The organism is Candidatus Chordibacter forsetii (assembly GCF_964187505.1).
Lineage (GTDB): Bacteria > Verrucomicrobiota > Verrucomicrobiia > Opitutales > Seribacteraceae > Chordibacter > Chordibacter forsetii.
In genome coordinates, this window is sequence record NZ_CAXLML010000224.1 from 1 (window position 1) to 14,422 (window position 14,422).

Sequence of the window (14,422 nt, forward strand, 5' to 3'; positions counted from 1 at the left end):
TCCTTTTTGCCCAGAACTGTGCATCCATGATCCTGCGGTATCAAATGTTAGGGTTCCTGATTTTAAAATAAGATCATCGTATCGATTGCGTGAGGAATCCAATGCCAATCGAAATTCCTGAGACATAACCGAATGGCTTGTGCAAAAGTAAAAAAGATCACCCTGATAGTCCTCGGGGATTTCTACGGTAATTCTTCCGGTCGTTCCAGTCAGGGGTCCACCGCTTACGAGAGTTGAATTGTAATCCCCATAACTTTCGCCGATCATAAAGGGGTGTTCGGAAGATATACCAGATGAGATAAACTGATAGGATATTCCTGACTTCAGTTTAAAAGTGGAAAAGTCAGGAATTTGTCCATTCTCATCATAGAATTGATAATAAGGAGCAGTTGAACTTCCCCCTGACACAGTAATGGCAACTATTTTTTTCGAATGCCCTATGAATAAAGTTCCTGGCAAGCCGGGTGCCCCGTCTACGTTCCCTCGACCACCGTCTATGATGGTTGCACCAGGTAAGATTGTTCCATCCGATAAAATAGCAATTCTGCCTCCGCCACCTGCACCTCCTGCATGGCGTAGGTAATCTACTCCAGGTTCCCTAGGGTCAGCGCCTGCCGCATCCCCGCCACGCACATCGAGAATACCGTAATTCTCAATGGATGAACCAATCAATTTAATTGCCCCTCCCGATCCTGCTCCCCCGGAAAAATTGGCACCGAACTGGGGGTGAACAAATACCGTTCCTCCCCGCAGAGAAATTTTCACTCCTTCTTCAATGATGATCTTTCCGGTAGCATTAAATTCAAGTGCACCACCACCAGCTCCGGCTTCGCCCAAGTTGCCAAGACCGCCTCCTGAGCCACCCAGTAAAACATCCAATCCTGCGGAACCATATAAAATACCACTGGCCCCGGATGCCCCAGGCCCACCTTCTCCACCAAATGATCCACCACCTCCAGATGCTCCACCTGCAAAAAATGATCCGGAGGAAATCCCCCGGCCTGGACCTCTCCCCCCCCCATATCCACCAAGGTTACCTTGTCCGGTACGATTTCCACGGGTGGTGGAGTCAGGGTAGTAGGCATCATAACCATCGGTAAAGGTACCTGTGTTAAGATGAGGGTTGGTGGGAGACAACGCGCCGATCAGGCTTTGTCCGATCGTAATATTGCCATCTGATTGAATGGATAAGGCATTGGTTCCTTCTAGTATAATATTACCTAAGTTTGATCCGATAGCCAATGATTCACTAAAGGAGAAGATCGCTTTGGTAAGATTCCACGCCGATCCATCTGGAGCAAAATAGAGGGTTTCAGAGAAAGTGGGCTCAAGAATATTTACTTCTCCTTCCCCAAGGCCTTTGTCCCAGAACCAGCCAGCACCAAGTCCATTACTGTCTGATCCAGTATTGATCCGTAAAGTTCCTTGGTCGTAGGGCAGGGTGGTGAAAGTTCCTGCACCGGACCAGTCAGTACTGCCATTATTTGCCTTGATTCGGTAATGATAGGTATCCCCACTGTCCAATCCATTAAGGCTCAGAGGGACAATTCCCTGAAAATGCTGGCCCAGTTCGAGCGATTTCTCCCAGTTTTGTTCTGTTTCATTTTCATCGATTTTTCCGTAATAAATCGTGACCGAGCAGACCGCTCCACCGCTTGAGATTATTTCTCCCAATATATCCACACTTCTTCCGCTCTTGGATACCACTTTTCCTGCTGAAACCAGTGGCGGGTCTATGCTTGCTTTGGATAAAATAGTCAGGCTGGTAGAGGAATTCCCTTCCCCGTTGGAGGCTAGAACACTAAGCTGTAAAGTACCTACGCTATCAGGTGTACCCGATAGAATACCGGTTGCGGAGTTAAAGGATAGCCAGCTTGGCGGAGTATCATTTAGTTCATAGAAAGTAGCTGGAGGATTGCTCGTTACCTGGAAACTGATCGGAGTTCCATTGACCACGGTCAGGTTGAGATCAGGCGGAAGTAGGGGAGCTTTTAGATATTCAAGCGATTGATTGAGGAAATTCTTGTCAATCCGCTGACTCTCATAAGCCAATCGTGCCCAAGCATGGCTTCTGCCAACTGTGGAAATACGCGTTTCATCGAGCCATCCATCGAGAAGGGAAGTACCTCCGGGTAATCCGCCAAGTACCAGTTCGGAATTACTACCCGTATTAACCGTGCCATTCGTTGATGATGCAGTTGCATCAATTAGACGACCATTCAGGTATAGTCTGGTGGCATTTAGATCAGCACTATTTCCGGGGTAACTGGCAACCAGATGATTCCATTGTCCGTTGCCGATTGTTCCGGTCCCCTGTCTTATACCACCACCATTTTCGGTGAAAATTTGGGTCCCCTGAGCATTCCAGATGAAATTCCACCGGTTACCTGCAGTTCCCCAACCCAAAACTCCAGCCGTGCTCTGGCTCGATTTTATCCACGTTTCTATACTTCGGGCACTGTTTTCTGTGGTGGCGGTATAATTAGATAAGGATAGGTAGTCATTGGATTCACTTTCAAATTCAATGGCATAACCAGTTACCCCAGTGGCACTGGTTTCTGGAGAACCATTGGTAGATACATTTAAATCATTGTTGGAGGAGTCAGAAAAGTCAGAGAAATGCCATACTCCTGCGTAGTTTGACCAAACCGAACCATTGTTCCTGTAGAGTGGGGCCGAGGTATTACTATCATTTCCCCAGTAGGCAATAAGGTTAAGGTCTGGAGTTATTTTATCTACCTGCACCCAGAGCGTAGATTCTCCGTTCGTTCCATTCCAATCTTCAATTTCATAAGAGAGGTTTTTGCCTGCCTTATTGAAAATTCGCAAATCTCCGGCTTGGCTAGGGTCAGCAAAACTGGAATATGAAAAATCGGGATGTTGTCCACTGCTGAGCCTCACTAATAAGGGAAAATCTTCCAACCCGATTGACATCCATTTTAACCGCAAGTGATCTTCCAGATCCCGTCTCTCTGCATCCTTCAGACCGCGATTATAAAGCAGTACCTCCGCAACTTCGGAGTTGGAGAACGAATCGTTTGCTCCCGCACCACCCAATGCAAGAAGGCTAGGTTTGTAATCTTTCGAATTAGGCTGGTTTCCTTGATGTACCAAAAATCCATCGCGCCACAACTCTATGGAACCATCCGATTTTACCATACCTGAAAGTATATGCCACTGATCATCACTAGGTGGTCCATTATTCACAAGATTCGTGCCCATTTCCCAATAAGCAGATTTACTATCCCCTAATCCAAATACCCAGTCTGTACCGACGGATGAAACGACAGTTCGGTCATTTCCGCCCGTGTGCCTCATCAAAGAAACAATGGAGTAGTCATCTAAAAGGGTACCAAAATTAATCTTAGAATAGAGTTGGGAGTATCCATCAAAGTTGACCACTTTTTGTTTATTTAGTGCTTCGCTAATTTGAACTTTTGGCGTTCCGCGATGCTGGTCCAAATGACGGTCTTTTCCAGATGAGTCTGCCCATTTTTTAATCACACTCCCGTTTTGATCAGGAATTTTTGTGCTGTCTAATCTAAGTATAAGTCCTTCGATATTGTATGGTGTTTGCTCAGACAATACACCACTTGGGCTAAGCTCTAATTTCGCGCCAAATAGGGATGGATCAAAAACATTAATTTGGTGAGTTTGAGAAATAGTGGATGCTGGGTTACTAGCAGATATAGTAATAGTTGATGAATTTCCATCGTTCGGAAGCCCGCTCATTATTCCAGAGGTTTTATTAAACTCCATCCATTCCGGTAATCCAGACACATTGAGAACGAGTTGGTCATGGGCAATAATAGTAAATTCTGAGTACTGCCCGCGGGTCCAGTAGGAATGGTCATCTGATTGGATAACTGGGGTTCGGGGGGAATATGATAAATTGATGGATTGATTCTGGAATGTATTTGCAAAAAACTCGGTGGAGACAGATGAACCGTCGATAGAGAGAGTGAAGTTTGCATCCGTTGAATTATCATCCGGAGTTGCCGAGATTTGGTAGACGCCACTTGATAATCGAGTGATCGAGGCCGTCGCTGAGGAAATGCTAATATCTGCACCGGTAAAAGAACCATTTAAATCCACCGGGAATCCGTCTTTGAGGAATTTTGCCGTTACCAACATGGGAAGTTCGTATTTCCCAGAATGGGTTAGCTCGATGGTATGGTTGTAAAAATCACCATTGCCTCCACCATAAAGCCGACTGATCTCTTGTTGGGATAATGCCCGGTTGTAGATTCTAAAATCATCAATTTCTCCAAGTGATGTAGAAATATTATCCTCATGACCCAACCTAAATGAAGTGGATAAGGGGAAGGTTGCGGTGGAGGAAAAACCGGACTGCAAATCGAGCTCACCATTGATGTAATGTGAAACTTTCCTTTGGGTAAGGTTGTAGGTGATCGCGAGGTGAGACCATTGATTGAGCCCAAGGTATCCACGGCCATGTACCTCATTCTCTGGTCCTCCGGGTAGGTAGTTTTGAGAAACTCCCAAGAAAGAGAATAAAGGCCGCCGTCTTTCCAATAGCCAGGAAACTCCTGCTGAATTGATAGAGAAAATATGAAAGTTTTCGCTTCGGGGGTATACCCATGTAGAAAGAGTGACCTCAGGGTATTCAGTACTTAAACCAGTATGGGTGATTGATCTTCCATTAGATCCATTAAAGGGACGAGAGTCACCAAACTTTCCAGTGCTGTTCCAATCGGTACTGATGGTAGTTCCATCATTTCCATTTCCGGATGAATCAGAGGTGGTACTATTTAATTCCCACCACACCAGGAGGTCAGACTGAGCTATCCGGTGCGGTCGGTAATCGATGATTTTTGTGACTTCGGAGTTCGTGGATCCGTAATCATCAGTGACCGCACTTTCGTTTAGGGTAATCGAGAGGCTGGCAGGATCAAATGAATCGGGAATAAATGTTAGGATGAATGTACGATTATCTTCAGTACTCGAACTCGCATAAGCTAGCCCATCTCCGGTCAGGTCTGTGCTAGGGTCAAAACCTGTTACGGGTTGATTAAAAGAAAGCACTGCTTCCACTTTCTCCCCAAAGGTTGGGCTTTCCAAAAGGATGGTTCCTTGCGGTCCAAAGTCTCCCAAGCCATTGCCGTACAAAAGACTGACTTCATCAGCCGTAAGTGGACGGTTCCAAATTCTTACATCATCGATTAATCCCTCAAAGGGATTGGAGCCGTCTCGATCTGAGCCCAGAATAAGTTTGTTAGAAGACGAATCAAAACCGAGAGTGTTTAACTGGGATGGTACTCCATTCACATAAACAAGTGTTTGGTTGAGGTTGGGATTAAATACGGCGGTGATGTGCAATCGCTGACCGGCAAAGATTTGCTGGGGGGTGGTTGCTTCAAGGTCACCAGTTCTGATAAATGGTAATCCTGATCTTAACCCGAGTGACCAATCGTAACCGCCATTGTCGGCACTTAAAAGAATGGCTGGGTTATTGTTATTGCCATCAACTTTTTCGGGTATAATCCACAAAGCCGAAGATAAGCCAGTTGATCCAGTAGATTGATCGATTCGGAATGGAAGTTCCAGAAAGTCTGCTGAGAAATCCATTGAATTATTAAATTCTGCAGGTTGGACTTGAGCTGGAGGGAAAAACTCAATTTCTCCGATTGATAAATAAGTGAGCGGGTGTGTGGAAGATAATGAATCACTAAGCCCCCATTTGTGGGCTAAATGTCCCTCGATCCTTTTGCGTTCAGTAGAGGGGACTGCTTTTTGAATACCAATCATTTCAGCCACAAAGCCGTCAATGAAAGAACCTCTTCCACGATTTACAAAAAGAGTGAGGGTGTTTTGTTGGTTCGGTGCAGAGGTGTATGAAGTTGTTCCGAGTGAACTTCCATCTACATAAACAGCTAATTGGTTAGCGGTATCATCAAAGATGAATTCATAAATGCTCGGACCTTGGATTGGAGTGGATGAAAAATCTTTGTTCGTGCCAACACCATTATTCCAGAACCGCACAAGGAAGGATGAATCGCTGGCGGCATCTATCTGAAAACTTGGATCTCCGGCGGCTTGCCGAATAGAAAACATTGCTTGGTAGGCATTGGTAATCGTATCAATCCCGGCTACTAGAAAAAAGGAGAAGTCGTTTCCGGTAGGGTAAGAGCTCTCGGATTCAAAATAATCGTTTCCATCAAAATCGATCACATTTTGGGAGTTTTGAGAACGGGTATTGGTGCTTGGATCTCCGCTGGATAGAAGATGGTAGTTGAGCCCGCTTTTATCATTCCATCTCGAAACGACATTTGCATTTTCTACGATCGAGGATGAATCAGAAGCATCCAGCCAAAGTTGTAGGTCTTCAAAATGATTTGGGGCTACATTGCCGGTGGTGTCGGTAAAAGAAATTCGGTAATAGCGATAATTTGCAGCTTGGGTGAGAGGGTAGGTTCGTTTCTCCCATTCCCCCCAATTAGTCTGGTTGTCGACTTTCTGGAGTTGTTGCCAAGTGGTAGTATCATTAGATCCTTCAAATATCCATGATTTGGGAGATTTTATATCTTCATCCGCATTTTGAGAATAGATTGCATAACTACCGATCTCGGTAGGTGTTTCAAAGTCATACTGAATATAAACTGGAGATCCGTCCCACTTGGTTAGCCATTTATCATTCGAGCCAATAAAGTTGTCATCAAACACATTGGATACACCATAGCTTGTAGGACTGCTTTCCGATGAACTAATCGCATCCAAATTATTGTCTTCAGAAATATCAGAGGCACGGAGTATTGCGTGTCGAAGATTCCCTGAAATATCAGCAATGGTTGACCCACTGACCGAGTCAAAGGTGTACCACGCAACCAAACCATCCTCGACCGAGGTAATGGTACGGTGTTGGAACTCATAAGCTCCAGCCTGACTGAGGTTGCCATCTTTACTTACAGCTCCATGGGGTAGGGATACCCGTACAAGTGATGGCTTTGAACTGGCATTTAGATCGTAAGAAAGATCCGATGTATTGAAATTTAACAAACTCGCACCACTTGCATTTATCTCAGCCAACTCTAAACCCGATACGGAGATGTTGGCATCCTCTTTCCAAAACTGAACCGATTGTGAAATGAGAGAGCGCGAAAAAATGGAATCTCCGGAAACAATGGGCCGTACACCCACATCTCCACTACCATGACCATAAAGCTGTTCGATTTCATTTTCACTAAGGGCGCGGTCATAAACCCGTAGTTCATCCAAGATAAATTTACCTCCTCGATTCCAAGGCAACCTTGAGTCAGTTCCAAAATAAAGATTACGGTCTGCAAGGCTTTCCCATGCCGTGGTGTTCTCCAGAGATAATGAGTTAATCAAATTTCCATTGATGAATAATTTCAAGTTTTGGGAGTCGTTGGATAATGAATAGTGTGCCCACTTTCCTAATTGGGCGATGGCACCAATTTCTTCCCATCCATTCGTAGTGTATAGCGATCCGTACATTTTCAGGTCATCCCGATACTCCAAAGAGACTTGTCCATTTCGTAGAATGATACCCTCCTCATCGTCTAAAATCTTAGTCCACAAAGAAATTGTAAATGTTTGATTGAAGGAAAAATCATCTCCTGAAATCCTCAAGTATTCACCAGGAAGGAATTGTAATGATTGGGAAAATTTACCGGCTACTCTTTTACCTCCATAAAGAGTGGCATCCAGATAACGGTTGGACAGATCGACGGCCCGGTCGCTTTCGTTACCCTCAAAGTTGTACCATAATACCAAGTTGTCCTCAGCGGTTACAGTTGGACTTTGTACGAATTTAGCCGATGTGCCTCCGGTCAGCGTGGTACCATTTTCTTCAGTGGCAGAATTTTCAGGTATGGAGATTATGAATGGTACACCCGGGTGGTCAGGGAGTATGGATACATTATAACCACCATTACCATCAGCAGAAAGATTGCTTAAAGTAGCACCATCTAGAATAAGTTCAGAGAAATTAAGACCAGTAACCTCAACCTGGTTGCCAACCTGATAAAATTTGATCGTACCATTAACCTCTGCGGCGGCATGATTGTGGTTTAATTCAATCACAGGAACAATGCCGAGATCGCCCGAACCCGAATTCCACATCGCATCAATATCATTCTGGGCAAGAGATACTCCATATATTCTCATCTCATCAATTTGACCTTCAAAGTCTGCCTCACTATCTTCGTTCCATGAACCAATTCGTGCATTATTTCCCTCAAGAGTAATCGAAGGGGTAGGGGTATTGGTCTGGCTGATAAGGTTGCCATCGACATAGAGGGTGCGCTGGTCCTGGTTCATTACCCAGGTGATGAATTGCCATTGGTTGGCGATACCAAGCCCATCGGTTCCGCTGGCACGGTTTGCCTGTGCTAAGGTGGAACCGAGTATGAAAGAGTATGTCCGGTTTCCTACACTGTTGGCGTTTATGTCGTACCAAAGTCGTGCGTGGTTGGTTGAACTACCAGCAGTTGAGAAAATAGATGCATCGTCAGAATCTTCGGAAGATCCACTTTTAGACAGTTTGATCCACGCGGAGAAAGTAAGGTTTCGAGCGGCATAGGCACCACGAAATTTTGGAATATCTAGAAAATCCCCGGAACCATCTAAATTTAGAGCATTATCAAAACGTCCAGTGGATAAGTGTGCATTGCCTTCGAGAAATCCGTCATTTCTAGCTCCTCCCAAGTCGATGATTCTGGTCTTTCCATTAGGATCAACGATCGAGTCCTCAAAGTCCCAGCGGCTAATTAGGTCATTTTCCCGGTAAGGAGGTAGATAATGTAGCAATTCAAAATGAATATTTTCCAATTCTTGCCCATTCCCAAATGTAAAAGGTTGTCCGAAATCTTTTGCAGGTGGACTTGTTTTATAGGTGTGTTCGGCAATTAATGAACCCTCGATTCCCCATTTGTGAGCAAGGTAGCCTTCGATCGATTCGATCTCATCGTCTTCAAGAGATTCATTGAAAATAAGTAATTCTCCAAGGTCCCCCTTCCAAGTACGACCTCCATTATTTCGGTCATTGGTGAAATTGGAAGCCTTTAAATCGGAATAAGACCTGAGAGATATTACACTTAAATTTTGTGGGAGCGGTGTGTCTTGGGGGTTTGAAATTAGACTTCCATTTTCCCTGAGGGTTCCAGCATAGGCGGTACTTGCATGCCCGCTATGAAGATAATTATTTCCAGAAGTATGAAAATTATAATCCCCACCGCTTCCAGACCCCGTCCAATCTCCAAGCAGGAAGCGGTTGGAGTCGGTACCATTTTTTCTAACTACCCAGAAGACTGTCCTAATATCATTAATCTTTTCCCAGTCATGATATTCTCCATCTGCACCACTGTAAGTCATTAGAGCTAAGCCATTTTGAGAATTTGAGCTCCATGTTGGGTTGCCGTTTGAGGTGGCATGATTTCGCTGGTTGCTTTTGTCTGTCCAGTACAACTTCGCAAATGAGGTGCCGGGTTTCCAGGCTTCTCCATCGAAATTATTAGGAGCTAGTGATTTGTATTCATGAATACTTGGGAGCAAACCAGAAATTCCCCATTTGTGAGAGAGGTATCCCTCGTATATCGAACGCTCTTCTTCGGACATGGTTCCGCGCACCACCAGCATTTCTCCAAGGGTAAAGCGGGGAACATGATTAATACCCCAATAACTCTCACCGGGGAAGAAGAATGCTCCGCCTATGTTACGATTTTCCTGGGGTGCTTGCGAAAAGATTACGCTGCCATTTTTGTACGCTTTTTGAGTACCCTTACTGACCGAATATTCTAGGGTGGTAAGAACGGTGTCTCCATTGCTTGCTAAATGAACTTGGGTTCTGTTGTTTCCAGAATACCTCCAGTATATTAAACCGTTCTCCCAAGGAAAGTGATCGCCCATACCCCAGTTGAAAGGAAAAGTTGTTCTGCCATTTTGATCAACCCGCCAAACCAGCATCACTACCACATCTGTTAATGAACCGCTTGCCTGGCCATTGACCCCAGCGGGGTTCCACCTTGCCCCGTTTAAATAAGCAGTAATCCGTTCAATGTTTCCATTGTGTTCGCCTATGCCAACAGCGGTTTTACCGTTGATTGTTTGATCAAAACTGGGAGAGCCCTGGTTATTGCTTTTCATGACTACAGCAGGGTTGACCTTGTTTTGCCAGGTATCGATATCGTCGGATCCATCACGCTTGGTAACCGTACTTGCGTCTGAACCATCCAGCCAAAGCGTCAGTTCATTATCGGACTCGAATGAAAAAGAACCGCCTTGAGGATCGCTTGCATCCAACCATAAACTCAAGTTCTGAAATCGAGTGGGCAAATCTGGGATTTCCAAGGTATGAAGAGTTTTCGAAGTATCCGGATTTATGGATATCCGGTAAGAAGAATTATCTTCCGATTTATTAATATCGCTTATCGTACCAGGTGAAAGAACCATCCATGATTCATTAAGATCATCCACTTCCACCGAACTTGCATCTTTTCCAAAATACAGATCAAATACCTTTGGGTACTCAGCAGAGGAAGAATTTTCTTCGACTCGAATGGAGCTAAACATATCTCCATAAGCACCTCCATAAATCGAACCTACTTCCGCATGCGATAAAGAAACTCCATATACTCGTAAATCGTCGATATATTCGGCAAACAATTCATCCCCACTTGAATTACCGATGTAATAAACATCGCTTTGATCACGATCGTTTGCCTGCCCAATAAAAACGCCGTTTAAAAAATACTTGGTACGGGCACCTTCCCCCAAAACAACGAGGTGATTCCAACCCCTTTGTGCGTAGGGTTGGAGATTATAATTGGAACTCTTAAACCTCGCCACATCATCTGCTTCATCTCCATCTATAAAACCAATAAATTGATCCTGTCCCCGCAGTACCAGGTAACGGTCAAACTCAATCGCACTTTGTTTGTCCTGCCCGCGGAAGAGGGTGGAGATGGCGTTAGTAGATGGAGAGATGAAATTCTTACACCATACTGAAAGTGTCCAACCCGATTCGTTTAGAGGGATTCCGTTGGGTTCAATTTTCATTCTCCCATCATCAGAGGTTTTATCAAAAGCCAGGCCTTGTCCAAATTTCCCCTTTTGAGTTACCCAGGCATCGTAAATTGTGGCGACCGTACCGTCTGCACTATCACTTTGAACTTGGTTCGACCTGAGGGAATCACGGTTGAATGACCACCAGGCGTCTATGTCATCCGACCGGGTAATCGCACGGTAAAGTTTTTTGGAAGAAGAAGAATTACTAACATTTGGTTGTCCGTAACCATCGGTAAATACATCGGGATGAAAGATAATAGATGAACCTCTGTTTTCTTCTCCTAATTCATAGGCAAAGAACCAAGTCAGGTTATCGTCTGTATAAACAGAATCGGTAATCATTTCACCATTGGTCACGGTGAAATGGGATGCGTTTAAGTCTGAGGCAGGGAAGGGTGATCCACCTCTTGTAAAAGTTAATTTTCCATTTCCACGGGACCCTTCGATAACAGGATCTACACTCAGGGTGGGAAGAATGGATACATCACCCGCACCATTTCCGTAAAGTTGATCGATTTCGGATTGGCTAAGGGCAATGTTATAGACCCGAAAATCGTCCATCAAGCCAACAAAGTTTGTGGCATACCAGTTTGTCCGGTTTTGATCAAAATATCCAAAGCTCAGAGGGATCCGACTCATAGTCGATATTGATGTTTGTAGCGTATTAAGAACTTCCAATCCGTCGACATAGGCTTTAACTCTTTCGCCATCGTAGATATGGGCGATATGCTTCCATGTTCCTCCAAAATCTCCGGTCGAGGACCAAAAATCATTCTTCACATTTTGATGATTGTAAAAAGAACTTATTCGGTTGTACCAAATGTTTCGCAATCCCCATCCAGTCCAGTTTCCACCCGAATTACCGCTTAAATTTCCCATTCCATAAATCACTGCATCATTCATTTCGTTTTCCTGAGCCTGTATCCAAAGAGAGATCGTCCTGGGCCGATTCGATGGAATACCCAGGCTACTGGCAGATGCAGTCGTCCGGACCCATGCATTTCCAGGAAAACTGAGGGCAGAGCCAGATAAACCGGGAGCGTAGGTGACTTCATAGAAAGTACCAGAAATGTTGTTGTCGATAAAAGCTCCTGGGAAGCGCCCAAAGTATTCACTGACACTCTCGGGGTTTTCGTCATCGAAATCCCACCATGCCTCAAGGTGATCCAACCGGGTTAAGGGGCGACCGTATGCCAGATTGAAGCTAAGGGGTTGACTGACGGCACCATCGCTGGATTCACTAAAGCTTCCACCAAGTTGGAAAGAAAAACGGTTTGGAGATTCCGATGGGGTGAATTGAATAATCAAGCTGGAGTTATCCTCATTTTTGGAAAAAGAAAAATCATCCACATCTTGTCCGTCCTTATCGAGTAAACGAAAATTAGGATAAGCGGATAAATAGGGATGGGTGATAGGCATTAAGTCCTTGAGTTTCCATTTTTGGGCAAGATACCCTTCCATTTGCTGGCGAATGTCTTGGCTCAAAGCCCCTCGAGATACAATCATTTCCCCAAGAGTCCAATCCGATCCATAACCACTGGATGCATTATTGGCCGGAAAAAAGAAAGAGCCTCCTGCATTGGTTGGGGATGACCGAGGTCCACTCAGAATGGATACACCATTCTTGAAAACACTCTGAAAGCCCTCGGTGACCGAAAACCGTAGTCCCAATAGAGCGGTTTCTCCGGCTTTGATCATGCTTGCAGATTTACGATTATCTGAAAACCACCAGAAAATGTTACCATTAATCCAAGGGAAGTGGTCTCCCCACCCAAAACCAAATGGAAAGGTGTTGCGAAGTTGGGTATCAAGTCGGGCCACCATGATCACGAAAACATCCCTGACTTCGCCCGGTCTGCCATCCGCAGTGGCAGGAGTCCAAGTTTGGTTATTCCTGCCCCCTTCGTAAGCCGTGATTCCTTCCATATTATCGTCGCTACGTTTATCAAAGTCGATGGCATTGATCCCGTTAATTAGTCCTCCTGTATCCGGTTTGTTTGTGCTATGCCCGTATAAACTAATTGCGTTGTTCACCTTGTTAGATATCGAGTCAATTTCGTTCCCCGTGGCTAAAGTGATGCTGCCAGAGTCCGATGCATCGATCCATAGGGTGACCCCTTCCACTTGATCTGGAGTTGGCAGAGAAAAGTCTAAGTCCTCGATCAATAAATCATTGAGGCTTAAGTTGTTTCCGTATCTCTTAAATTTAACTTCAACCGAGACCTCTTCTTGCAATTCTGGGTCTTGGACTGGATCAAAGGAATAGGGCTCCACAGTGAGACCATGATCACTCAAGCCATCATTGTACAAATCAGTAGCCATGGATGATCCCAGAACAGCAGAATAAATGCGAACATCGTCAATCTCACCGATAAATCGCCCTTGGGTAGAGTGACCGATCCTCCAAATACTATTTCCCGGTATAACCAGGCTGCTACCAAAGTCTCCACTTTCACCCTCGAGTTCCCCGTTTAAATAAAATTTGAGTTCATACCCATCCTGTGAATTTGCATCGTAGGATAAAAGTAGGTGGTTCCATACACCTTCTTCAATGCCACGTCCCATCTGTACATTTCCTGAGCTGATCAAAGTATTCATGTACACTTCCAGGTTGGAAGTTCCTGTACCGATTTGAATCGCCTCTCCATTCGTTCCGCCGAGAGAGAGCATGATGTTTCCAATGAGTTCAGGGGATCGGTAAGTACTATTGGCAACTCTTTTATACCATAGCGAAACCGTGAACTGTTCCTTGCTGAGATTGGCATCAGGCGAGCCGAGTGATAGGTAATCTCCCTGATTACGAAAACTAACCGCTGTTCCGAAGATAGAGTCAGCAGTCCATGAAGCACCTCCCTGCATCGAACCATCGCTTGAGCCCATGCTGTCGGTAACAGTTTTGCCAATCGATTCATCCAGCCACCACCAATGGACTAAATGTTCTTTTAGGGGAACTTCGGGAACCCGAGATATTTTATGCAGGACCCTCAAGGTGTCCTCTGTGTCGGAACTACCTGCCCCACGGGGTAAGTCCAGGATCATCTGTTGGTAGGAGGTAAAGGTTGCGTTGAATTCAAAAACCCCGGAACCCAGAGACACTAAACTCCCATCGACAATCTCTCCGTTGGTTAGGCTTGCATTGATCTCGGCTTCTGTGATTCCAGCAATTGCGATGCCTTCTTCAAATTTTTCGAAAGTAATTCGAAAGGTAATGGTTTCTTCATCGGTGACCACGGGTGCGGATACCGTTCCGACCAATCCAATATCTCCCTCTCCCCCGTTGTAGATTAGGGAAATCTCTTCTGAGGTTAGGGCATCGTCGTACATTCGGAGGTCATCGATTTGCCCGGCAAAGTATTGGTTGCTATTGAAAGGACCT

1 protein-coding gene is annotated in these 14,422 nt (G+C 45.0%); it reads right to left on the reverse strand.

The features are described 5' to 3' along the window. Positions 1 to 14,422 (reverse strand): DUF2341 domain-containing protein (locus tag ACKPQ4_RS09670; protein ID WP_407680977.1); only part of this gene is annotated, 14,422 nt, incomplete at both ends.